Consider the following 24,273-nt stretch of genomic DNA (forward strand, 5'->3'; position numbering starts at 1 on the left):
GGCCGATGAAGATCGCGAGGCAGCTCGTTCTTGCGTTTCTGCTGTGCTGGGCGGCGGTCGCCGTGGCGGATGTCGCGGTGCCGCAGCTCACAGCGCGCGTCACCGATCTGACCGGCACGCTCAGCACCGCCGACATCTCGAGTCTCGACCAGAAATTGGCCGCGTTCGAAGCCCGCAAGGGTAGCCAGATCGCGGTGCTGGTCGTGCCGACGACGCAGCCCGAAGACATCGCGCAATATTCCATCCGCGTCGTCGAGCAATGGAAGCTCGGACGCAAGGGTGTCGATGACGGCGTGCTGCTGCTGGTCGCCAAGGACGATCGCCGCCTGCGCATCGAGGTCGGTTATGGCCTCGAAGGCGCGTTGCCTGATGTCACCGCCAACCGCATCATCAACGAGATCATCACGCCGAAATTCAAGCAGGGTGATTTCGCCGGCGGCATCGATGCCGGGGTTGATCGGATCATCAAGGTCATCGATGGCGAGCCGCTGCCCGCGCCCAAGCCGCGGAATGAGATCAGTCAGGGCAGTTGGGACGAGATCGGCCAGGCCTTCCCGGTGCTTTTGATCCTGACGATCGTGATCGGTGGGATTCTGCGTCAGGTCTTTGGCCGGTTTCCGGGCTCGCTGCTGACCGGCGGCGGCGTCGCCATGGTGGCGTGGTGGTTTGCGGGCTTTTGGGCGGTGGCGCTGATCGTCGGGTTCATCGCGTTCTTCTTCACATTGATCGGCGATGCCATTCCGTTGTCCGGCGGCGGTGGCGGGTATGGTGGTGGCCGCGGCGGATCGAGTTGGGGTGGCGGATCGGGCGGAGGCTTCAGCGGAGGCGGCGGCAGCTTCGGCGGCGGCGGCGCATCGGGAAGCTGGTAGCGGGAACGGCGATGGCGGTGAACATCAAGCGCTTGGGCAAGCATCTTCTCGGCAACCGCGCGCGCGTGCGCAAGGCGTTTTCGCCGCAGGGATTGAAGCGCATCGAGGCTGCGATCAAGGCGAGCGAAGCGCGCCATGCCGGCCAGATCCGTTTCGTGGTCGAAGGCGCGCTCGATGGCCGCCCGCTGCTGGCGGGGCAATCGGCGAGGGAGCGCGCGCTTGACCTGTTTGCGCATCTGCGTATCTGGGATACCGAACACAATTCCGGCGTGCTGATCTATCTGCTGCTGGCGGACCGCGATGTCGAGATCGTCGCCGATCGCGGCATCGACGCGAAGGTCGGCGCGGCTCGCTGGCGCGAGGTGTGCGCCATTATGGAGAGCGAGTTCCAGCAGGGCCATTTCGAAAAAGGTGCGTTGTCCGGGATCGAGCGGATCACGGCTGAACTCGCCGCGCATTTTCCGGCTCAAGGCGTGCACCGTAATGAATTGCCGGACCAGCCGGTGGTTCTTTGATGCATCAGTTCAGGGGAAATTTCCGCGCGTGGCGGTGAGAATGTTACGGCGGCTTGGCGGGGCGGTGGTCCTCGATTAGTTTTCGGGAAGTCATCTCGTAACGGGCAGGGTTGCTCATGTTCCGCAGGTCAGTCATCCAGGGCGCGCTTCTGGCGATGGTTGCAATGTCGCCGGCTCCAGCCATCGCGATGGAACTGACCCCGCCGCAGGCCGATCTTTATTCTTCGGTGTCGATCAATCCGCCGTCCAGAAGCGAGATGACGGTGTGCTACGGCTTCGTCTGCCGCCGCCGCATGACTCTGGTGTTCTCCGACGCGGATCGCAGGACGCTGACGCAGACCCTGTCGGCGGGAAAAGTGAATGCCGCTGCCGAGCGCGCGGCGCTTCAGAAGGCCGTCATCTGGTTCGACCGCCGCGTGGGGCCGGTGATCGGCACCAGCAAGCGGGTCGCCAAGGCCGATATCCGTGCCGGATCGGACGCCACCAATTTCGATTGTTTCGATACCACCCGCGACACCACCAGCCTGCTGCTGGTGCTGCAAGAGTGGGGCCTGCTGAAATTCCACACCGTCGGCAATCCGCGCTACCGGGGCAATCCGTTCGCGCTCCAGACGCCGCACAACACGGCGGTGGTGGTCGACAAGGCTACCGGAACCGAATGGGTGGTGGATTTGTGGCCGAAGAAATATGCCGAGGCCCCCGACGTCATGCCGGTCGAGCGCTGGCTGAAGGAAGACTGAGCGCAGGCGAATAGTCTTTGCCCGGCGCCGTGGTTCCTTATGGTTAACCTTCCGTTAGCGAATTGCATCGCATCTTTCGCGGAAGGAGAGAGCCATGCCTTCCAGCCGTACTTCCTTGGACAATGATTCCTGCCCCGTCGGTGACGAACTGCTCGGCAGCCTCTATCGCGCGAGCGAACACGGCCTCGCCCATCTGGTCGAGACGGTGTCGGGCGATGTGCGGGCGATGCTGGCGCTGTTCTGTTATCGCCGGGCGCATCTGCATTCGATGAGCCTTGCGATCGCGGCGACATGCAGCGAGCAGGATTTGAGAGAGCAGGGCGGGACCGTCGGCGCGACATTGTTCGCGATGTCGCGCGAGGCGCCGTCCGAACAGGTTGCTCCCGCTTCAAGCAGCCGCCGCGCCATCACGCTGTCGACCAGGCCGCTACGGGCCATTCCCGAAATGGCCGACGACGATATCGAGCCGCTCAGCGCCTGATCGATATCAGGCCAATTTTATCCGGGCGCATGATGCGCCGGGACCGCGCTTGCCGCGAGGGGCAAGCGCCAACCGGTCGATGCCTTAATCGACCAGAATGATCCGGATGTCGTTGACGTTGGTCAGCGTCGGCCCGGTCAGCACGAGATCGCCGGTCTTCTCGAAAAAGGTCGTCGCGTCGTTGTTGTCCAGATAGGCGACCGGGTCGAGCTTCAGCTCCCGCATCTTCGCGAATGTCGTCTCGTCGGCCATCGCGCCGGCAGGATCGGTCGGCGAGCCGCCGCCGCCATCGGCGCCGTCGGTATCGGCGGCGAGGACGGAAATGCCCTTGGTATCGGCCAGCGCCGCCGCTGCGGCGAGAACGTATTCCTGGTTCGGACCGCCGCGCCCGTTGCCGCGCACGATCACGGTCAATTCGCCGCCCGACATGATGGCGACGCGCTTGCCCTTGGCGCGGGCATCCAGAGCGAGCTTGACGTGCTCGGCGGCAACCTTGCGCGCCTCGCCTTCAAGGTCCGCGCCGAGGTCGATGATCTCGTAACCGGCTTGCGCTGCGACCCGCACGGCCGCGTCGAGTGAATCGCGTGGTCTGGCGACGATGTCGAAGCGCGCGCGCTCGAAGGCCTTGTCGCCGGGTTTGGCGCTCTCGTTGCCTGGGTCGGCGAGGGCGGCGCGCACCGCGTCGTCCACTTGCAGCTTGTAGCGCTCGACGATGTTGCGGGCATCAGCAAGCGTCGAGGGATCGGGAACGGTCGGGCCGGATGCGATCACCGCCGGGTCGTCATGCGGCACGTCCGAGATGGCGAGCGTCACCAGCTGGGCGGGATAGGCGGCGCGGGCAAGCCGCCCGCCCTTGATGCGCGACAGATGCTTGCGCACGGTGTTCATGTCGGAAATCGGCGCGCCGGAACGCAGCAGGCTTTTGTTGACCTGCTGCTTGAGTGCGTAGGGGATGCCTTCGACGGGGGCGATCCAGTTGGCGGAGCCGCCGCCCGAAATCAGGGCCAGCACCAGATCGTCCGGCCCGGCTTCGGCGGCGAGAGCCAGGGCTTTCTCGGCGCCGCGCACGCTGGCCTCGTCGGGGACGGGATGACCCGCTTCGATGACTTCGATCCGGCGGGTCGGCACGGCATGGCCGTGCCGGGTGGTCGCAACGCCCGCGATCCGGTCCGCACCCAGACCGGCATCGTCCATGTAATGGCGCTCGGCGGCGGCGGCCATCGCGGCGGCAGCCTTGCCGGCGGCGACGATGAACACCTTGCCTCGCGGCGGGCCGGGCAAATGCCGGCGCAGCATTTTGTCAGGGTGGGCAGCGCCCACGGCAGCATCGAAAATGGTGCGAAGCAGGGGACGTTTATCGGTCATTAGATACCTTATGCATGGATTCGGTACCGCTTGAAACAGGAGATTTCTGCCGGCGCATACTGAACGGACTGCGCCGGAATAAGGAAAAGCGGAACGGATTACAACCTTTGGCCTATTCTGGAACCCGGCGTGGCTAACGCCGGGTAGCCGGTCATGGTTTTTGGCTGGTGAAGCGCGCAACATCGTCAGGCGCGAGAATCGGCGCCTGTGCGACAAGGGGGAATTGCATGCCGGAGGCCGTCATTGTGTCCACAGCCCGCACCCCAATCGGGAAGGCCTATCGAGGGGCTCTGAACGCCACCGAGGGAGCGACGCTGTTCGCCCATGCCATCAAGGCGGCGGTGGAGCGGGCGGGCCTCGATCCTGCGGAAATCGAGGACGTGACAATGGGCGCGGCGCTCCAGCAAGGCGCGACCTTCGGCAACATCGCGCGCAAGGCGCTGTTGCGGGCGGGATTGCCGGTGGGCGTTGCCGGCACCACGGTCGACCGGCAATGCGCGTCGGGCTTGCAGGCCATCGCGAACGCCGCGCGCTCGGTGCTGTTCGACGGTGCCGGAATCGCGGTTGGCGGTGGCGGGGAATCGATCAGCCTCGTGCAGAACGACAAGATGAACATGTTTCACGCCGTCGATCCCGCGCTGAAGGCGGTCAAGCCGGAGATCTACATGTCGATGCTCGACACTGCCGAGGTGGTGGCGAAGCGCTACGGCATTTCGCGGCAGCGGCAGGACGAATACGCGCTGGAGAGCCAGCGCCGCATCGCCGCCGCGCAGGCCGCGGGCAAGTTCAATGACGAGATCGCGCCGATCGCGACCAAGATGGGCGTGCTCGACAAGGCCAGCGGCGAGGTGTCGTTCAAGGATATCACGCTGTCGCAGGACGAGGGACCGCGTCCCGACACCAGCGCCGAGGGCCTTGCCGCCCTGAAGCCGGTGATGGGCGAGGGCTTCACCGTCACCGCCGGGAACGCCAGCCAGTTGTCGGACGGTGCCAGCGCCGTCGTCATCATGAGCGACAAGATGGCGGCGCGGAAGAATCTCAAGCCGCTCGGAATCTTTCGCGGCATGGTGTCGGCGGGTTGTGAGCCGGACGAAATGGGCATCGGCCCGGTGTTCGCGGTGCCGCGCCTTCTGAAGCGTCATGGGCTGAGCGTCGATGACATCGACCTGTGGGAATTGAACGAGGCGTTCGCGGTGCAGGTGATTTACTGCCGCGACAGGCTCGGCCTCGATCCGGCAAAGCTCAACGTCAATGGCGGCGCCATCGCGGTCGGCCATCCTTACGGCATGACCGGCGCGCGGCTCGCGGGCCATGTGCTGATCGAAGGGCGGCGGCGCAAGGCGAAATACGCCGTGGTGACGATGTGCGTCGGCGGCGGTATGGGGTCGGCCGGACTGTTCGAGATCGTGCAGTAGAGTCTGGTTCAACTGCGTTGAACCAGACTCTACTGTTTATCTTTTTGTTTGAGCATGATCTTTTCCGAAAACCGGTCTCCACTTTTCGGGATCATGCTCGAGGCATCCGCGAATGGCTTACCTCCTCGCCATCGATCAGGGCACGACATCCTCGCGCGCGATGCTGTTTCGCGGCGATCTTTCTGTCGCCGCTAGGGCGCAGCAGGAATATCCGCAGCACTTTCCGGCATCGGGCTGGGTCGAGCACGAGCCCGAAGATATCTGGACAAGCACGATCGCGACCTGCCGCGCCGCGATGCGCGAAGGCAATGTCAGCGCGCGCGACATCGCGGCCATCGGCATTTCCAACCAGCGCGAGACGGTGGTGGTGTGGGAGCGCGCCACGGGCAAGGCGATCCATCGCGCCATCGTCTGGCAGGACCGGCGCACGGCGGATGTCTGCGCGCGGTTGCAGGCGGACGGGCATGAACCGCTGATCTCCGCCAGGACCGGATTGATCGCGGACCCTTATTTCTCCGGCACGAAGATCGCATGGATTCTCGATCACGTCAGTGGTGCGCGCGAACGCGCCATGCGCGGCGAGCTGCTGTTCGGCACGGTCGATTGCTATCTGTTGTGGCGGCTCACCGGCGGCGCGGTTCATGCGACCGATGCGACCAACGCCTCGCGCACGCTGCTGTTCAACATTCACACCGGCGAATGGGACGACGATCTACTCGATCTGCTGCGGGTGCCGCGCGCGATGCTGCCGCAGGTCCGCGATTGCGCGGCGGATTTCGGCGTGACGCTGCCGGAATTGTTCGGCGCTCCGGTCGCCATTCGCGGCGTCGCGGGCGACCAGCAGGCGGCGACTGTGGGACAAGCCTGCTTCATGCCGGGAATGATGAAATCCACCTACGGCACCGGATGCTTCGCGCTTCTCAACACCGGCGAAACGGCGGTGGCGTCGAAAAACAAGCTGCTGACGACCATCGCCTATCAGTTGAACGGCAAGCGCACTTATGCGCTGGAAGGCTCGATCTTTGTCGCGGGCTCCGCCGTGCAATGGCTGCGCGATGGCCTTCATCTCATCGAGACCGCGCATGACAGCGACGACCTCGCGCCGCAGGCGGACGAGACGCAGTCGGTCTATCTGATCCCGGCTTTCGTCGGGTTAGGTGCGCCATACTGGAATCCGCGCGTGCGCGGGGCGCTGTTCGGGTTGACGCGTAACACAGGCCCCGCCGAACTCGCGCATGCCGCGTTGGAAAGCGTCTGCTATCAGACGCGCGATTTGTGGGAAGCGATGCGTGCCGATTGGCCGGATCTCGCTATCACGGATGTTTCGCTGCGCGTCGATGGCGGCATGTCGGTCTCGGACTGGACCATGCAGCGTCTCGCCGACATCCTGAAGGCGACGGTCGATCGCCCCATGATCCCGGAGACCACGGCGCTGGGCGCGGCCTATCTCGCGGGATTGGCTGCGGGTGTCTGCCCGCCGCCCGAGACGTTCGCCGCGCAATGGCAGCTTGATCGTCGCTTCACGCCATTGATGGACGATGCAACCCGCGCGCGGAAATTGCGAGGCTGGTCGCAGGCCGTGCAAGGTCTGCTCGCGAGCGACGATGCGGCCTTTGCCCCTCCCCCGCATGCGGGGGAGGGTTAGGAGAGGTCGTTACTGACAGAGCGTAGGTTGCCCATTCAGCTTGATGATGGTGCCGGGACGGCAGGTGAAGCCGTTGCGGGCATCGAAGCTCGGTGATCCCGGAATGGCGGTGCCGTTATAGTTGTAGGGGCCGAAGTCCTCGTCCATGGAGGCATAGGTGTTGTCATAGCGATAGCCGCTGCGATAGGCGATGTCGCCATATGGCCGGTTGTATCCTCCGTAATAGCCGTTGTCATAATAGCCGCCATGGAAGGGCGCCGTAGCAATCGCGCCGGCAGTTGCGATCGCGCCGCCGGCAATCGCGCCTGCGGTGGCGGCGGGCCAGAAGCCGCTGCGATGGTTCCAGTTGCTGTCGCGTTCATCACGCCGCGCAAGGCGGTCGCCTGAGCGCATGGTGCGAGCCTGATGCATGCTGTGGTGGTGCATCTTGGATGATTTCATCTGCGCATTGGAGTGCGGCTTGGCCATATCCCGTGCGAGCGCGGGGGTGGCGATGAACGCAATCGCGGCGGCCGCCGCGAGGAGAGTTGCCTTGTTCACAGTGAGTCTCCTTTCTTCTGTTGAGAAAATTCGATGAGAAGGCCGGAGGAAAGTTCCGACGTGGCGCAACGCCGCCGAATTTCCGGCGTTGTGCGGGCAGAACGAACCGGAAGGGATCGAGTTCCGGCGGGGTTTCGCGTCACTCAGACGTGAACGGAAAAGGCCGAACGAAATGGAGGTTCCGTTCGGCCTTTTGTTGAAAATCTTGGGAAAATAATGAGGGCGTCAGTTCGGCAACGGATCCGTGCGCGGCTTCATCTTCATGCGCATATGGATCGCGCAGCCGCAACCCGGCGGGTGCTGGGCCGGGGGAAGACTGGCGATGTCGTCGTCCGCAGGCGCGGGCGGCTGAGGTTCGCTCGCGGGAATGTAATTCAGCACCGATGCCAGCGAGCGCTCGGTCTCGGCTACGGTCGCGCCGATGCGCTCGGCGTAATCCTCGACCTGATCGCGCTCGATCTTGCCGACACCGAAATAGGCGCTGTCGGGGTGGCTGTAATAGATGCCGGACACCGATGAGCCCGGCCACATCGCGAGACTTTCGGTCAGCGTCACGCCGGCATTGCGCTCGGCATCGAGCAGTTTGAAGATCGTGGTCTTCTCGTTGTGGTCGGGTTGCGCGGGGTAACCCGGCGCCGGACGGATGCCCTGATACTTCTCGAGGATCAGGTCGTCGTTCGACAGCGCCTCGTCGGCGGCGTAACCCCAGAATTCCATGCGGACGCGCTGGTGCATGCGCTCGGCGAAGGCTTCCGCGAGCCGGTCCGCCAGCGCCTTGACGATGATCGAGGAGTAATCGTCGTTCGCTTTCTTGAAGCGCATGGTGATCGCTTCCTCGCCAATCCCGGCGGTGACGACGAACGCGCCGATATAGTCGGCGACGCCGCTGTCCTTCGGCGCGATGAAATCGGCGAGCGCGAGATTGGGCACGCCGGCGCGGCGCTCGAGCTGCTGGCGCAGCGTATGCAGCGTCGCGACCGGCCTGGTGCGCGCTTCGTCGCCATAGAGCGTGACGTCGTCGCCGTCTGAATTGGCGGGCCAGAAGCCGATGGTGGCGTTCGCCGTGAACCACTTCTCCTTGATGATGGTGTCGAGCATCTTGCGCGCGTCGTTGTAGAGCGATTGCGCGACCTCGCCGACATTCGGGTCTTTCAGGATGCCGGGGAAGCGGCCCGCAAGCTCCCACGCCTGGAAGAACGGCGTCCAGTCGATGCACTCGGCGAGTTCGGCGAGCGGATAGTTGGTGAAGGTCTTCAGGCCCAGAAACGACGGCTTGACCGGTTTGGTTTTGCTCCAGTCGATCTTCAGATGATTGGCGCGCGCGGCTTCGAGCGTGAGCCGCTTTTTGTTCTGCTGGGCGCGGAAATGCGCGTCCGCGATTCTGGCGTAATCGGCGCGGACCTCGGCGATGTATTCGTCGCGCTTCTCCGCCGACAGCAGCGAGGACGCGACGCCGACCGCGCGGCTCGCGTCGTTGACGTGCACCACCGCGCCCTTGCGGTAGCGCGGATCGATTTTCACGGCGGTGTGGACGCGGCTCGTGGTCGCCCCTCCGATCAGGAGCGGAATGTCGAAGCCTTCGCGCTCCATTTCGGATGCGACGAACGCCATTTCGTCGAGCGAGGGCGTGATCAGGCCGGAAAGACCGATGATGTCGGCGTTCTCTTTCTTCGCGGTTTCGAGAATCCTGGCGGCGGGCACCATGACGCCAAGATCGACCACCTCGAAATTGTTGCACTGGAGCACGATGCCGACGATGTTCTTGCCGATGTCGTGGACGTCGCCCTTCACCGTCGCCATTACGATCTTGCCGGCGGACGAGCGCTGGCCCTCGGTAAGGCCGGCGGCCTTGTTGCGTTCCTTCTCTTCTTCCATGAACGGCATCAGATAGGCGACCGCCTGCTTCATGACGCGGGCGGACTTCACCACCTGCGGCAGGAACATCTTGCCGGAGCCGAACAGGTCGCCGACCACGTTCATGCCGGCCATCAGCGGGCCTTCGATCACATTGAGCGGCCGCTCGACGGTGAGGCGCGCGGCTTCGGTGTCGACCTCGATATATTCGGTGATGCCGTTGACCAGCGCGTGCGACAGCCGTTTCTCGACCGGCCATTCGCGCCAGCTCAGATCCTGCTCCTTGACCTGCTTGCCCTGGCCGCGGAATTTTTCCGCGAGCTGCAACAGCCGTTCGGGCGCGCCGGGATCGCGGTTGAGGATGACGTCCTCGCAAACCTCGCGCAGTTCCGGATCGATGTCGTCGTAGATCACCATCTGCCCGGCATTGACGATGCCCATGTCCATGCCCGCCTTGATGGCGTGATACAGGAACACCGAATGCATCGCCTCGCGCACCGGTTCGTTGCCGCGGAACGAGAACGACAGGTTCGAGACGCCGCCCGAGATGTGGACGTGCGGCAGGTTCTGGCGGATCCAGCGCGTCGCCTCGATGAAGTCGACGCCGTAATTGTTGTGCTCCTCAAGTCCGGTCGCGATGGCGAAGATGTTCGGGTCGAAGATGATGTCCTGCGGCGGGAAATTGAGCTTCGCCGTCAGCAAGTCGTAGGCGCGCTTGCAGATCTCGATCTTGCGCTGGTAGGTGTCGGCCTGTCCGACCTCGTCGAACGCCATCACCACGACAGCCGCACCATAGCGGCGCGCGATGGCGGCCTCATGAAGGAATTTCTCCTCGCCTTCCTTCATCGAGATCGAATTCAGGATCGATTTGCCCTGGATGCATTGCAGCCCGGCCTCGATTACCTCGAACTTCGAGGAATCGACCATCACCGGCACCTTGGCGATGTCCGGCTCGGAAGCGATCAAGTTGAGGAATTCGATCATCGCCTGCTTGGAGTCGAGCAGGCCCTCGTCCATGTTGACGTCGATCACCTGCGCGCCGTTCTCGACCTGATCGCGGGCGACCTGCAACGCGGCGGTGTAATTGCCGTCCTTGATGAGCTTGCGGAAGCGGGCCGAGCCGGTGACGTTGGTGCGCTCGCCGACATTGACGAACGGAATGTCGCTGGTCAGCACGAACGGCTCGAGGCCCGACAGCCGCAGGCGCGGTTCGATCACCGGCACGACACGCGGCTTGTGCGGCGCGACCGCCTGCGCGATCGCCTTGATGTGGTCGGGCGTGGTGCCGCAGCAGCCGCCGACCACGTTGACGAGACCGGCCTGCGCGAATTCGCCGACGAGGCGCGCCATGTATTCCGGCGTCTCGTCATACTGGCCGAACTCGTTGGGCAGGCCCGCATTCGGGTAGGCGCAGACCAGCGTATCGGCGATGCGGCCGATATCGGCGATGTGCGCGCGCAAATCTTCCGCGCCGAGCGCGCAGTTGAAGCCGATGGTGATCGGGTTCGCATGTTGCACCGAATACCAGAACGCTTCCGGCATCTGGCCCGACAGCAGGCGGCCGGATTTGTCGGTGATGGTGCCGGAAATCATCACCGGAACGTCGATGCCGCGTGCCTCGCAGATTTCCGCGATGGCATAGAGCGCGGCCTTGGCGTTGAGCGTGTCGAAAATGGTTTCGACCAGCAACAGGTCGGCGCCGCCGTCCAGCAGCCCGTTGATCTGCTCGCTGTAGGCGATGCGCAGGCCATCGAACGTCACCGCGCGATAGCCGGGATTGGCGACGTCCGGCGAGATCGAGGCGGTGCGGTTGGTCGGGCCGAGCGCGCCGGCGACGAAACGCGGCTTGCCGTCCCCGGCCTCGGCGCGGTCGGCGGCGTTGCGCGCCAGCCGCGCGCCCTCGCGGTTCAGTTCATAGGCGAGGTCCGACATATCGTAGTCGGCCTGCGCGATCGAGGTCGAGGAGAAAGTATTGGTCTCGACGATATCCGCGCCGGCCTTGAGATACTCGTAGTGGATGTCCTCGATCGCCTGCGGCTGGGTCAGGATCAACAAATCGTTGTTGCCGCGCACGTCGCGGTGAAAATCCTTGAATCGCTCGCCGCGAAATGCCGCTTCGTCCAGTTCGAGCCGCTGGATCATGGTGCCCATCGCGCCGTCGAGCACGAGGATGCGTTCGCGGGCGAGGGCGCGGAATTTGTCGGCGGTGGAGGAGGTCATTTACTCATTACCCTGCATGCATCACTTCCGCAGCAAACGCGGACATGATGGAAGAAAATATCACGCTGCCTGTTGCGATCCGTTCGGGCGGATGCCGAGCAAATGCGAAATGGCGAACACGAGGTCCGCGCGGTTCATGGTGTAGAAGTGGAAATTCTCGACGCCGTGCTTGGCGAGCTTCTGGACCTGTCCGGCGGCGACGGTGGCGGCGACGAGCTTGCGGGTCTCGGCGTCGTCGTCGAGGCCCTCGAATTTGCTCGCGAGCCAATCCGGCACCGTGGCGCCCGCGCGCGTGGCGAAGTTCTTCGCCAGCTTGAAATTCTGCACCGGCAGGATGCCCGGCACGATCGGAATCGTGATCCCCGCCGCGTGCACGCGGTCGAGATAACGGAAGTAAAGATCGTTATCGAAGAAGAACTGGGTGATGGCGCGGTCGGCCCCGGCATCGACCTTGGCTTTCAGCACGTCGATGTCAGCATCGAGGTTGCTGCTCTCGGGATGCTTTTCCGGATAGGCCGAGACCGTCACTTCCATATCGGGGTGGCGGCGCTTGATCGAGGCGACGAGGTCGGCGGACGTCTTGTAGCCTTGCGGGTGGGCCTGGTAGGCCGTGCCGATGCCGCCCGAGGGGTCGCCGCGCAGCGCCACGATATGGCGGACGCCGATCTCGTGATAACGGTCCACGACATCATCGACATCGGCGCGCACGGCATCGACGCAGGTCAGGTGCGCGGCGGGCGTGAGGCTGGTTTCGTCGAGGATGCGCTTGATCGTCGAATGGGTGCGCTCGCGGGTCGAGCCGCCCGCGCCGTAGGTGACGGAGACGAAATTCGGCGACAGCGGCGCGAGACGATTGATGACGCCCCACAGATTCTGCTCCATCTCCTCGGTCTTCGGCGGGAAGAACTCGAACGAGATCGTGGGCCGTTTGGCCTGCGCGTGGGCAGAGGAGATGGTGTCGCTCATGACGCCTCGAGAGCCGCTGAAATGTGAGTGTGTGGCGCGGTGGCTTCAAGCTACCGCGCATACGCTAAAATAGGCGATAAAGCTCCAATTCGACAGCCCACTACGATGTCTACCATAGTGGGAAATTGCCCATAACATGGGAGGCAATGCGGAAAAATCCAGTTGCTGGCCACCCGGTGGGCCGAGGCAGTGAAGGTTTGGTGCCGCGTTCCCGGAGAAAACAACAGGGAAGGGTTGGTTGGAGAGCGCTTTCAAGAGGCTTGTCAGGCGCCCTTGCCCACCGGCAACTTGAGCGTGCTGACGCAGCCATTACCTGAGAGACCATGCCCCCTCTGTCCGTCCTCGACCTTTCCGTCGTCACCACCGGCACCAGACCCGCACAGGCGCTGCGCAACAGCATCGATCTGGCGCGGGAGGCCGACCGGCTGGGTTACACCCGCTACTGGCTTGCCGAGCATCACGGGCTTGCCTCGGTCGCAAGTCCCGCGCCCGACATCATGATCGGGCAGATCGCGGCGGCCACAGTTCGCATCCGCGTCGGCTCCGGCGGCGTGATGTTGCCGAACCATGCGCCGCTGGTGGTGGCCGAGCGCTTCAAGATGCTGGAGGCCTTGTTTCCCGGCCGTATCGATCTGGGATTGGGCCGCGCGCCGGGCACCGATGGCGTCACCGCCTATGCGCTGCGCAACCGGCTGGATGGCCGGCCGGGCGACGATTTTCTCGAGCGGTTGCAGGAATTGATGCTGTGGGAGACGCGGGAATTCCCGCCCGACCATCCCTTCAACAAGGTCGTCGCGATGCCGGACGACACGCCGCTGCCGCCGCTGTGGCTGCTCGGCTCCAGCGACTACAGCGCGCAACTGGCGGCGCAGGTCGGCATGGGCTTCGCCTTCGCGCACCATTTCGCGTCGTTCGATGCGGTCGCGGCGCTGACGCATTATCGCGCGCATTTCCGTCCGTCGCCATGGCGGCAGGCGCCATATGGCATCCTCGCGGTCGCGGTTGTCGCGGCATCGACCGATGCGGAAGCGGAAGAACTGGCGATGTCGATGGACCTCAACCGCTTGCAGCGCGAGCGCGGCGCGTATCTGCCGATCCCGAGCGTCGAGGAAGCGAAAACCTATCCGTACACGGAAGCCGACCGCGCCATCATCGCGCGCAATCGCGGGAAACTGTTTGTCGGTTCGCCTGCCACGATCATCGAGCGGTTGACGCCGTTGATCGAGGCAACCAAGGCGGACGAGGTGATGGTGACGAGCGCGATCTACGATCACGAGGCACGCAAGCGGTCTTATGCGTTGCTGGCCGAGGCGTTCGGGCTGAACAAAAAAGAGGCGACATAATGCATTCGCCTTTCGTCATTGCGAGGAGCGCAAGCGACGAAGTAATCCAGACCTTATTTTTAGCTCCTGGATTGCTTCGTTTCGCTCGCAATGACGGTTACTAGCCGTTTTTTCCGTTGAACGCGATGCGGAACGGATGCGCCGGATAGACGCCGACGATGCGCAATTCCGCCGAGAAGAATTTCAATTCCTCCAGCGCATAGGCAAGGTTCTGGTCGTCGGGGTGGCCATCGACATCGGCGAAGAACTGCGTGGCGGCGAAATTGCCCTCCACCATGTAGCTTTCCAGCTTGGTCATGTTGACGCCATTGGTGGCGAAGCCGCCGAGCGCCTTGTAGAGCGCGGCGGGCAGGTTGCGCACGCGGAAGACGAAAGAGGTGACCGTCGCCCCGGAATCGTGGGCCGCCCATTTCGGCTCGCGCGCGAGAATGACGAAGCGCGTGGTGTTGTGGTGTTCGTCCTCGACGTCTTCCGCGAGGATGTCGAGACCGTAGATACCGGCGGCGATCTTCGGCGCAAGCGCCGCGCGGGTCTTGTCGCCTGCTGCCGCGACCGCGCGCGCCGAGCCCGCGGTGTCGGGGGCCACGATCGAGCGCACACCGAGCTTGCGGATGATGTTGCGGCACTGGCCGAGCGCGTGGACGTGGCTTTCGATGGTCTTGAGGCCATCGAGCGTCGCGCCGCGCGGGGCCATCAATTGATGATGGATCGGCAGAAACCATTCGCCGACGATGAACAGGTTCGACTTCGGCAACAGATGGTGGATGTCCGCGACGCGGCCCGCGACCGAATTCTCGATCGGGATCATGCCGAGATCGGCCTCGCCGGAGGAAATCGCGGCCAGCGCATCTTCGAAGGTCGCGCAGGGCAGGGCCTTGGCGCCGGGATATGCCTCGTCGATGGCGATATGCGAGTTGGCGCCGGGCTCGCCCTGAAAGGCGATGGTCATGGGTTCTGTCGTCATGCTTGTCGTTATACCTGTTTTGCCAGTGTCCGGCGCGCGGCTTCCAGATCGTGCGGGGTGTCGACCCCGAGCGGCACCGAATCGACGATCCGGACGTCGATCCTCATGCCGGCTTCCAGGGCGCGCAATTGTTCGAGCTTCTCGCGCCGCTCGAGGGGCGAGGGCGGCAGCGCGACGAAGCGCGCCAGCGCCGAACGGCGATAGGCATAAAGCCCGATGTGATGGTGGCGCGGCCCCTCGCCATGGGGCGCGGTGGCGCGGGTGAAGTAGAGCGCGCGCAGGGTGTCCTTGGATAAAGGCGAGCCCACCACCTTCACCACGTTGGGGTTGGTGTGTTCTTCCGGGATGCGGATTTCCGCGGCCAGGGTAGCGATATCCACGGCGGGTTCGCTGAAGGGTTGCAGCACCGCGCGGATGTCGGCGGGCGCGATGGTCGGCAGGTCGCCCTGGACATTGATGATGGTCTGGATGCGGCCAGCGCCGTCGAGTTTGCCCAATGCCTCGAAAATACGGTCCGACCCGGAGGGGTGGTCGGCGCGGGTCATGATCGCCTCGCCGCCCTGCGCGGTGACGGCGGCGGCGATTTCGGCTGAATCGGTGGCGACCGCGACCCGGCCGAGGCGGGCATCCTGCGCCCTGCGCAGCACATGGGCGATCATCGGCAGCCCCGCGATGTCCAGAAGCGGTTTTCCCGGCAGCCGCGACGCCGCCATGCGGGCGGGAATCAGGACCAGGGTGTCTTGTTCGGTCATGGACGGAAGGCCGGGCTGTAGGGCTGGAAACGCACGGAAATGCGGGATATTCGCAGGATCGGGACATTTATACGGGTTGCCAGAAGCCGGGCAAACCGTTATTCCCTCGGCGCTGCCTCGCAAGTGGCGCGTAGCTGACCCTGCACTGATGTTTTGGTCCGCTTTTCAGCGGAAAATGCAAGGCATCAGGTCAATTTCCCGGCCCGGAGCCTGATCTGAAATGGACTCTTTCGAACTCAACAAGATCATGGGTGCGATTCTCGGCACCTGCCTTGTTTTGCTGGTAACGAATTTCGCCGCCAATGCGATTTTTGCTCCGAAGAAGCTGGACAAGCCGGGCTTTGAGATCGCGGTGAAGGAAGCGGCGGCCGCTGGCGCGCCAGCCAAGGAAGCGCCCGAAGTGCCGATCGCGGATCTGCTCAAGACGGCTTCCGCCGAAAAGGGCCAGGCGGTTTCCAAGAAGTGCGCGGCCTGCCACACATTCGAGAAGGGCGGCCCGAACAAGGTCGGTCCGAACCTGTTCGGCATTGTCGATGAGCCGAGGGGCCAGGGCCGCGGCGGCTTCAACTTCTCCGCCGCCATGAAGGCCAAGGGCGGCAACTGGACCGCCGAGGACCTGAACCACTTCATCAAGAACCCGAAGGGCTTTGTCCCCGGCACGGCGATGGGTTTCGCGGGCATCAGCAAGGACAGCGAGCGCGCGGACCTGATCGCCTATCTCGAGACGCTCAAGTAAGGCGAGGCTCCCCCGTCCGTCATCCGGGCGGTACGGTCCAGCCTAAACAATTTTTTAGAATCCGCGCGACATCGTCGCGCGGATTTATCGTTTCGGCGGGCTGGAATCGTATCCAAAAACCGACATAATGAACGCGGACGGTGAAGCGGTCGCGCACTGCCGCGTTGCGTTTATTTCACAACCACAGGATTTTGACGGTTGCCGATTTCCCGACGCCAACTCCTCCGCAGCGGCGCACTCGCCGCCTCGTTTCCTCTCCTCAGCTCTGTCAGGCCGGCGTTTGCTGAAACGGCATCGCCCAAGGACGGCGCATGGACGCACGGCCTGTCACTGTTCGGCGACGTCAAATATCCCGCCGACTTTGCGCATTTCGATTACGTCAATCCGACAGCGCCGAAGGGCGGTTTGGTGCGGCAGACCGCGATCGGCACGTTCGACAATTTCAATATGGTCGTCGCCGGTGTGAAGGGTGCGATCGCCAATATCGGCGATATCTACGAGGCGCTGACGGTGTCCTCGCTCGACGAGGTCTCGACGCAATACGGGTTGCTCGCGGAAGCGATGAGCTATCCGGCGGATTATTCGTCCGTTACCTACCGGTTGCGCAAGGAAGCCAGGTGGCACGACGGCAAGCCGGTGACGCCGGACGACGTGATCTTCTCGCTCGAGACGTTCAAGAAATATCATCCGTTCTACTCGGCCTATTACCGTCACGTGACGAAGGCGGAGAAGGCCGGGCCGCGCGAGATCAAGTTCACCTTCGATGCGCCGGGCAATCGCGAACTGCCGCAGATTCTCGGTCAGTTGACGGTGCTGCCGAAGCATTACTGGGAAGGCAAGGACAGCGACGGCAAGCCGCGCGACATCGGCGCGACGACTCTGGAGCCGCCTGTTTCCAGCGGTCCCTACAAGATCAAGAGTTTCGTGCCGGGCCGCTCCATCGTGCTGGAGCGCGTCAAGGACTACTGGGGCAACGGCATCAACATCAATGTCGGCCGCAACAATTTCGACGAGCTGCGCTACGAATATTTCCGCGACTCCACCGTGGCGCTCGAAGCCTTCAAGGGCGACCAGATCGACTGGCGCAGCGAGAACAGCGCCAAGAACTGGGCGACGGCCTATGATTTTCCGGCTGTGACCGACAAGCGCGTGGTGCTGGAGGAATTCCCCAACCGCACCGTCGGCATCATGCAGGCGTTCGCATTCAATATCCGGCGCGACAAGTTCAAGGACCCGCGCGTGCGGCGCGCGATGAACTTCGCGTTCGATTTCGAGGAAATGAACCGGCAGATCTTTTTCAGCCAGTACACGCGCATCGCGAGTTATTTCGAGGGCACCGAGTTAGCCTCCAGTGGCTTGCCTCAGGGCCGGGAGCTAGAGATTCTCGAAACCGTTCGCGACGGGGTGCCGCCCGAAGTGTTCACCACGCCATACACCAATCCGGTCGGAGGCTCGCCGGAGAACGTGCGCAATAATTTGCGCGAAGGTCTGAAACTTCTCAAATCGGCAGGCTACGACATCAAGGACCGCAAGCTCGTCGATGCCAAGACCGGCGCGCCGTTCGAGCTTGAATTGCTGACCTACGATCCGAGCTTCGAGCGGGTGTTGCTGTTCTTCAAGCCTTCGCTGGAACGGATGGGCATGACGGTGAGCGTGCGTACCGTCGATGCCACCCAGTACGAAAATCGCCTGCGCAACTGGGATTTCGACGTGGTGGTGAATTCGTGGGCCGAGTCGTTGTCTCCCGGCAACGAGCAGCGCGAGTTCTGGGGCTCGCAGGCCGCCGACATGCCGGGGTCGCGCAACATCATCGGCATCAAGAATGCCGCGATCGACAAGCTGATCGAACGGGTGATTTTCACCAAGGATCGCGAGGATCTTGTCGCGGCGACGAAGGCGCTGGACCGCGTGTTGCTCTGGCACAATTTCGTCGTGCCGCAATGGACTTATGGCAAGACCCGCACCGCGCGCTGGGACCGGTTCGGCCGCCCTGCCGAGATGCCGAAATACGGCATGTCCGCGTTCCCCGATATCTGGTGGTTTGACGCCGATAAGGCCGGCAAGATCGGGCGGCGCTCTTGACGCGGATTTCGCGCCGACACGTTCTGGTGCTTGGCGGCGCCGCCACTGCGGCGGGCGTTCTCAGACCGGCGATAGGCGGCGATGGCGGCTTCGTGCATGGCATGTCGGCGTTCGGCGACCTGAAGTACCCGAAGGATTTCAAGCAGTTCGATTATGTCAACGCCGATGCCCCGAAGGGCGGGCTGTTTTCGACGGTGCCATGGATTCGTTCCTACAACCAGTCGTTCCAGACCTTCAATTCGCTCAATGCCTTTATTCTCAAGGGCGACGGTGCGATCGGGATGGAGCAGACCTTCACCGCGTTGATGGCGCGTGCCAGTGACGAACCCGATGCGATGTATGGCCTGGCCGCGAGCGGCGTGCAGGTTTCCGCGGATGGTTTGATTTATCGTTTCAGGATGCGTCCCGAAGCGCGCTTCCATGATGGCGCGCGGCTGACCGCGAAAGATGCGGCCTTCTCGCTGAGCATCCTGAAAGAGAAGGGTCATCCGATCATCCGCCAGCAGATGCGCGACGTCATCAAGGCGGAAGCGCCCGACGATGCCACGTTGGTGGTGACGTTCGCGCCGAATCGCGCGCGCGACGTGCCGCTTTACGTGGCGACGCTGCCGATTCTCTCGCGCGCCTATTACGCAAGGCAGCCGTTCGAGGAATCGACGCTGGAAACGCCCCTCGGCTCCGGCCCTTATAAAGTCGGCAAGTTCGAGGTCGGCCGTTTCATCGAATACGACCGCGTCAGGGACTGGTGGGGCGCGGACCTTCCCGTGGCGAAGGGCGCGTTCAACTTCGACACCGTGCGTTACGAATTCTATCGCGACCGCGATGTGGCGTTCGAGGGCTTTACCGCGCGTAACTATCTCTATCGCGAGGAATTCACCGCGCGCGTCTGGGCGACGCGCTATGATTTTCCGGCCGTCAAGGACGGGCGGGTGAAGCGCGAAACGCTGCCGGACGAGACGCCGTCCGGCGCGCAGGGCTGGTTCATCAACATGCGGCGCGACCAGTTCAAGGACCCGCGCGTGCGCGAGGCGCTTGGCTGCGCGTTCGATTTCGAGTGGACCAACAAGAGCATCATGTACGGTGCCTATGCGCGCACCGTCTCGCCGTTCCAGAATTCCGATCTGATGGCGACAGGCGCGCCAGACGCGGACGAACTTAAGCTGCTGGAGCCGTTCCGCGGGCAGGTGCCGGATGAAGTGTTCAGCGCGCCGTTCGTGCCGCCGGTGAGCGATGGTTCCGGACAGGACCGCAAGCTGCTGCGCAAGGCTGCGCATCTGTTGCAGGAAGCGGGCTGGACCATCAAGGACGGCAAGCGCGTGTCTGCCTCGGGCCAGCGCTTCACGCTCGAATTTCTGCTCGACGAGCCGTCGTTCCAGCCTCACCATGCGCCTTACATCAAGAATCTCGGCGTGCTCGGCATTGATGCCAGCCTGCGCGTGGTGGACCCGGTGCAATACCGCGCCCGCCGCGACGATTTCGATTTCGACGTCACCATCGAGCGGTTCTCGATGGCCTCGACGCCGGGCGAGGCGCTGCGTACGTTCTTCTCCTCGCAGTCCGCCGCCATCAAGGGATCGAACAATCTGTCGGGCGTGGCCGATCCCGTGCTCGATGCGCTGATCGAGAAGATCATCGCGGCCAACAGTCGCGATGAGTTGCGCGTGGCCTGTCATGCGTTCGATAGGGTGTTTCGCGCGGGCCGCTACTGGGTGCCGCAATGGTACCGCAACAATCATCCCATCGCGTATTGGGATGTGTTCGGCCATCCGGCGAAGCTGCCGCGCTACGCGGGCGTGGGCGTACCGGACCTGTGGTGGCATGATGTGGCAAAGGCTTCGAAGCCAGAGCAGGCGAAATAAACCATGGGCGCATACATCGCTCGCCGCATTCTGCTGATGGTGCCGACACTGTTCGGCATCCTGTTCGTGTCGTTCGTGGTGGTGCAGTTCGCGCCGGGCGGCCCGGTGGAGCGGGTGATCGCGCAACTCTCGGGCGCTGACACCGGCGCAAGCTCGCGCATTTCGGGGGGCGGCGGCGATCTCGGAGCCCGCGGCGCGCCGGGCGCTTCGATGGATGCGATGAATTCGAAATATCGCGGCGCGCAGGGGCTCGACCCTGAATTCATCAAGAGTCTCGAGAAGCAATTCGGCTTCGACAAGCCGGCGCCGGAACGCTTCGCGCTGATGCTGTGGAATTTTTCCCGCTTCGATTTCGGCAAGAGCTATTTCCGGGATGTCAGCGTGTTGCAGCTCATCAAGGAGAAGCTGCCGGTGTCGATGTCGCTCGGCATCTGGATGACGCTCCTGACTTATCTGATCTCGATTCCGCTCGGCATCCGCAAGGCGGTGGCGGACGGCTCACGCTTCGATACCTGGACCTCGGCGGTCATCATCATCGGCTTCGCGATTCCAGGATTTATGTTCGCGATCCTGCTCATCATCCTGTTCGCGGGCGGCTCGTTTTACGACATCTTCCCGTTGCGCGGGCTGACCTCGGATGGCTGGTCGCAATTTCCGTGGTACTGGAAGATCATCGATTATTTCTGGCACCTGACGCTGCCGCTGCTGTCGATGGCGCTGAGTTCGTTCGCGACCATGACGCTGTTGACCAAGAATTCGTTCCTCGACGAAATCCGCAAGCAATATGTCATGACCGCGCGCGCCAAGGGATGCAGCGAGCATCGAGTGCTTTATGGCCATATCTTCCGCAACGCGATGCTGATCGTGATCGCCGGTTTCCCCGGCGCGTTCGTCCATGCGTTCTTTTCCGGCTCGCTGCTGATCGAAACGATCTTCTCGCTCGACGGGCTCGGGCTGCTCGGCTTTGAAAGTGTGTTGAACCGCGACTATCCCGTGGTGTTCGGCACGCTGTTCATCTTCTCGCTGGTGGGCCTTGTCGTGAACCTGATCTCCGATCTCACTTATATGTGGGTCGATCCGCGGATCGATTTCGAGGCGCGTCAGGCATGAGCGTGACCCCGCCGATCGAGACGCAAAGCCTGTCGCCGCTCGGAGAGGCGGTGCCTGCCTCGCAGCATGGTTTGCGGCTGTCGCCGCTGAACCGGCGGCGCTGGCAGAATTTCAAGGCCAACCGCCGCGGCTACTGGTCGTTCTGGATCTTCTCGATCCTGTTTATCGTCTCGCTGTTCGCGGAACTGATCGCCAACGATCGCCCGTTCCTCATTCAGTATGACGGCCATTTGTATTTTCCCGCCTTCGTCACCTATCCGGAGACGGCCTTCGGCGGCGATTTCGAGACGGCGGCGGATTATCGCGACCCTTATTTGCAGAAGCTGATCGCGGACAAAGGCGGGCACATCGTCTGGCCGCTGATCCGTTATTCCTACGACACGCATAATCTCGACCTGCCGACGCCCGCGCCGTCGAAGCCCACATGGATGCTGACCGAGAAGGAATGCGCGCCTGTCGTGGAGCGCAAGGGGCTGAAGAGCTGCCGCGATCTCGAATACAACTGGCTCGGCACCGACGATCAGGGCCGGGATGTGGTGGCGCGGCTGATCTACGGTTTCCGTATTTCGGTGTTGTTCGGTCTGGCGCTCACCATCGTCTCCTCGATCGTCGGCGTCGCCGCCGGCGGCATTCAGGGCTATTTCGGCGGTTGGGTCGATCTCGGTTTCCAGCGCTTCATCGAGGTGTGGACGGCGATCCCCTCGCTTTATCTTCTGCTCATCCTGTCATCGATTCTGGTGCCGGGATTTTTCGTGCTGCTCGGCATCCTCTTGCTGTTCTCGTGGGTGTCGCTGGTGGGGCTCGTGCGCGCGGAATTTTTGCGCGGGCGCAACTTCGAGTACATCCAGGCGGCGCGCGCGCTCGGAGTCTCGGATCGAACCATCATGTTCCGCCATCTGCTGCCGAACGCGATGGTCGCGACCATGACGTTCCTGCCCTTCATCGTCTCCTCGTCGGTGATGACGCTGACCGCGCTGGACTTCCTCGGCTTCGGCCTGCCGCCGGGTTCGCCCTCGCTCGGAGAATTGCTGTCGCAGGCCAAGGCCAACATTCAGGCGCCGTGGCTCGGCCTCTCCGGCTTCTTCTCACTCGCGATCATGCTGTCGCTTTTGATTTTTATCGGCGAAGCGGTGCGTGACGCGTTCGATCCGCGCAAGACGTTCGAGTGAGCGGCATGGATACAAGCTCGCAACCCTTGCTCGATGTGCGGGACCTATCGGTGGCTTTCCGGCAGGGCGGCAAGATATCCATTGCGGTCGATAAAATCTCGTTCACGATCCATCGCGGCGAGTGCGTCGCGCTGGTTGGTGAATCCGGCTCCGGGAAGTCCGTCAGCGCACTGTCGGTACTGAAGCTACTGCCCTATCCAACGGCATCTCACCCCTCGGGCAGCATCAAATTCAACGGGCGCGATCTGCTGCCGCTCGACGAGAATGAAATGCGCGGCGTGCGCGGCAACGACATCTCGATCATTTTCCAGGAGCCGATGACGTCGCTCAATCCGCTCCATACCATCGAGGACCAGATCGGCGAGGCGCTGCTGCTGCACGGCGGCCTGCGCGGCAAGGCTGCGCGCGCACGAACGCTGGAGCTTCTGACGCAGGTCGGCATTCCCGATCCGGAGACGAGGCTTGGCGCGTATCCGCATCAATTGTCCGGCGGGCAGCGCCAGCGCATCATGATCGCGATGGCGCTCGCCAACGAGCCGGACCTCCTGATCGCGGACGAGCCGACCACGGCGCTCGATGTCACCGTGCAGGCGCAAATTCTCAAGCTGCTCGCCGATATTCGTGCGCGGCTCGGCATGAGCCTTCTCTTCATCACGCACGATCTCGGCATCGTGCGGCGCATCGCCGATCGCGTCTGCGTCATGCACAACGGCAAGATCGTCGAGCAGGGGCCGGTCGAGCAAGTGTTCACCGCGCCTCAGCACGATTACACCAAAGCGCTGCTGGCCGCCGAGCCGAAGCCCGATCCTGCGCCGCCGCGTCCCGATGAGTCGGTGGTGATGCAGGCGGACGATCTCAAGGTCTGGTTTCCGATCAAGCGCGGGCTGCTGCGCAAGACCGTCGGCCACGTCAAGGCGGTCGATGGCGTATCGCTCGCGGTGCGCAAGGGCGAGACGCTGGGAGTAGTGGGGGAGTCCGGTTCGGGCAAGACCACGCTTGGTCTGGCGCTGTTGCGGCTGATTTCCTCGGAAGGCCCCATCGTATTTCTCGGCAAGCCCATTCAGGGACTGCGCTTCAAGGAGATGCGGCCGTTCCGGCGCGACATGCAGATCGTGTTTCAGGACCCGTATGGCGCGCTCAGCCCCCGCATGTCGGTGAATGATATCGTGGCGGAGGGGTTGAGCGTGCATCAGCCGTCACTGTCTGCGGCCGAACGCGAGGCGCGCGTGGTGAAGGCGCTCACCGATGTCGGCCTCGATCCGCAGGTGCGGTTTCGTTATCCGCACGAGTTTTCGGGCGGGCAGCGCCAGCGCATCAGCGTGGCGCGAGCCATCGTGCTGGAGCCGGATTTCGTCGTGCTCGACGAGCCGACCAGCGCGCTCGACATGTTGTTTCAGGCGCAGATGGTCGATCTCTTGCGCAGTTTGCAACGCAAGCGCGATCTCACCTACATGTTCATTTCCCACGATCTGCGCGTGGTGGCCTCGCTCGCTAGTCATCTGATCGTGATGCGTCAGGGCAAGGTGGTGGAAGAAGGCGAAGCCACCACGCTGTTCAAAAATCCGAAGACGGATTACACCCGCGCGCTGTTCGCGGCGGCGTTCAATATCGAGGCCGATGCGACGATTGCGCCGGAGGCGTGAGGCGT

Annotated in this window: 19 protein-coding genes; 13 read left to right on the forward strand and 6 right to left on the reverse strand. The window is 63.3% G+C overall.

All coding sequences use genetic code 11. From position 1 onward, the window contains the following. The first annotated feature begins 5 nt into the window (after nt 1-5). The 4 genes from AFIC_RS02830 to AFIC_RS02845 all read left to right on the forward strand — a co-directional run bounded on the left by AFIC_RS02830 (nt 6) and on the right by AFIC_RS02845 (nt 2,605). Entirely contained in the window at nt 6-869 is an 864-nt protein-coding gene (locus AFIC_RS02830) for a TPM domain-containing protein (protein ID WP_275247672.1), read from the forward strand. A gap of 11 nt (nt 870-880) precedes the next feature. Continuing rightward, nucleotides 881-1,384, forward strand: a complete 504-nt coding sequence (locus AFIC_RS02835; protein WP_275247673.1) for a TPM domain-containing protein — start codon at nt 881-883, stop codon at nt 1,382-1,384. A gap of 116 nt (nt 1,385-1,500) precedes the next feature. Beyond that, nucleotides 1,501-2,124 carry a hypothetical protein gene (locus AFIC_RS02840; RefSeq protein WP_275247674.1) on the forward strand — a complete coding sequence of 208 codons (624 nt, stop codon included), beginning with the start codon at nt 1,501-1,503 and terminating at the stop codon, nt 2,122-2,124. Between the two features lie 94 nt (nt 2,125-2,218). Beyond that, nucleotides 2,219-2,605 carry a hypothetical protein gene (locus AFIC_RS02845; protein WP_275247675.1) on the forward strand — a complete coding sequence of 129 codons (387 nt, stop codon included), beginning with the start codon at nt 2,219-2,221 and terminating at the stop codon, nt 2,603-2,605. Nucleotides 2,606-2,689: 84 nt separating this feature from the next. On the opposite strand, the gene AFIC_RS02850 is transcribed toward AFIC_RS02845, so the two are convergent. After that, the gene (locus AFIC_RS02850; RefSeq protein ID WP_275247676.1) at nt 2,690-3,970 is read right to left on the reverse strand and encodes a glycerate kinase type-2 family protein; all 1,281 of its coding nucleotides are present in this window, start codon (nt 3,968-3,970) and stop codon (nt 2,690-2,692) included. A gap of 227 nt (nt 3,971-4,197) precedes the next feature. Between AFIC_RS02850 and AFIC_RS02855 the strand changes: the two genes are divergently transcribed. Both AFIC_RS02855 and glpK read left to right on the forward strand, forming a co-directional pair. Next, nucleotides 4,198-5,385 carry an acetyl-CoA C-acyltransferase gene (locus AFIC_RS02855; protein ID WP_275247677.1) on the forward strand — a complete coding sequence of 396 codons (1,188 nt, stop codon included), beginning with the start codon at nt 4,198-4,200 and terminating at the stop codon, nt 5,383-5,385. 112 nt (nt 5,386-5,497) lie between these two features. Next, on the forward strand, nt 5,498-7,030 hold the full coding sequence (gene glpK, locus AFIC_RS02860) for a glycerol kinase GlpK (RefSeq protein ID WP_275247678.1): 1,533 nt from the start codon (nt 5,498-5,500) through the stop codon (nt 7,028-7,030). A gap of 9 nt (nt 7,031-7,039) precedes the next feature. On the opposite strand, the gene AFIC_RS02865 is transcribed toward glpK, so the two are convergent. From AFIC_RS02865 to metF, 3 genes are all read right to left on the reverse strand, one after another. Then, nucleotides 7,040-7,570, reverse strand: coding sequence for a hypothetical protein (locus AFIC_RS02865; RefSeq protein ID WP_275247679.1), 531 nt, complete (start codon nt 7,568-7,570; stop codon nt 7,040-7,042). A 225-nt stretch (nt 7,571-7,795) separates the two neighbouring features. After that, on the reverse strand, nt 7,796-11,644 hold the full coding sequence (metH, locus tag AFIC_RS02870; RefSeq protein ID WP_275247680.1) for a methionine synthase: 3,849 nt from the start codon (nt 11,642-11,644) through the stop codon (nt 7,796-7,798). A 60-nt stretch (nt 11,645-11,704) separates the two neighbouring features. After that, the gene (gene metF / locus AFIC_RS02875; protein ID WP_275247681.1) at nt 11,705-12,610 is read right to left on the reverse strand and encodes a methylenetetrahydrofolate reductase [NAD(P)H]; all 906 of its coding nucleotides are present in this window, start codon (nt 12,608-12,610) and stop codon (nt 11,705-11,707) included. A gap of 323 nt (nt 12,611-12,933) precedes the next feature. Between metF and AFIC_RS02880 the strand changes: the two genes are divergently transcribed. Further along, entirely contained in the window at nt 12,934-13,953 is a 1,020-nt protein-coding gene (locus AFIC_RS02880; protein WP_275247682.1) for an LLM class flavin-dependent oxidoreductase, read from the forward strand. 100 nt (nt 13,954-14,053) lie between these two features. Here AFIC_RS02880 and AFIC_RS02885 read toward each other — a convergent pair whose 3' ends face one another. Both AFIC_RS02885 and AFIC_RS02890 read right to left on the reverse strand, forming a co-directional pair. After that, nucleotides 14,054-14,917 (reverse strand): prephenate dehydratase, encoded by an 864-nt coding sequence (locus AFIC_RS02885; RefSeq protein WP_275247683.1) that lies wholly within the window; start codon nt 14,915-14,917, stop codon nt 14,054-14,056. An 8-nt stretch (nt 14,918-14,925) separates the two neighbouring features. Further along, a complete protein-coding gene (locus tag AFIC_RS02890; RefSeq protein WP_275247684.1) occupies nt 14,926-15,669 on the reverse strand; it encodes a 3-deoxy-manno-octulosonate cytidylyltransferase in 744 nt (247 codons plus the stop codon). A 220-nt stretch (nt 15,670-15,889) separates the two neighbouring features. Between AFIC_RS02890 and AFIC_RS02895 the strand changes: the two genes are divergently transcribed. The 6 genes from AFIC_RS02895 (at nt 15,890) to AFIC_RS02920 (ending at nt 24,268) form a co-directional block, all read left to right on the forward strand. Beyond that, nucleotides 15,890-16,405 (forward strand): c-type cytochrome, encoded by a 516-nt coding sequence (locus tag AFIC_RS02895; RefSeq protein WP_275247685.1) that lies wholly within the window; start codon nt 15,890-15,892, stop codon nt 16,403-16,405. Nucleotides 16,406-16,603: 198 nt separating this feature from the next. Beyond that, nucleotides 16,604-18,487, forward strand: a complete 1,884-nt coding sequence (locus AFIC_RS02900; RefSeq protein ID WP_275247686.1) for an extracellular solute-binding protein — start codon at nt 16,604-16,606, stop codon at nt 18,485-18,487. Beyond that, a complete protein-coding gene (locus tag AFIC_RS02905; protein WP_275247687.1) occupies nt 18,484-20,346 on the forward strand; it encodes an extracellular solute-binding protein in 1,863 nt (620 codons plus the stop codon). The genes AFIC_RS02900 and AFIC_RS02905 overlap by 4 nt, the downstream gene beginning before the upstream one ends. Before the next feature lie 3 nt (nt 20,347-20,349). Further along, nucleotides 20,350-21,456: a microcin C ABC transporter permease YejB gene (locus AFIC_RS02910; protein ID WP_275247688.1), complete on the forward strand. Its 1,107-nt coding sequence runs from the start codon at nt 20,350-20,352 to the stop codon at nt 21,454-21,456. Then, the gene (locus AFIC_RS02915) at nt 21,453-22,625 is read left to right on the forward strand and encodes an ABC transporter permease (protein WP_275247689.1); all 1,173 of its coding nucleotides are present in this window, start codon (nt 21,453-21,455) and stop codon (nt 22,623-22,625) included. The genes AFIC_RS02910 and AFIC_RS02915 overlap by 4 nt, the downstream gene beginning before the upstream one ends. A 5-nt stretch (nt 22,626-22,630) precedes the next feature. Beyond that, nucleotides 22,631-24,268: an ABC transporter ATP-binding protein gene (locus AFIC_RS02920; protein WP_275247690.1), complete on the forward strand. Its 1,638-nt coding sequence runs from the start codon at nt 22,631-22,633 to the stop codon at nt 24,266-24,268. Nucleotides 24,269-24,273 lie beyond the last annotated feature (5 nt).

The organism is [Pseudomonas] carboxydohydrogena (genome assembly GCF_029030725.1).
Classification (GTDB): Bacteria; Pseudomonadota; Alphaproteobacteria; order Rhizobiales; family Xanthobacteraceae; genus Afipia; species Afipia carboxydohydrogena.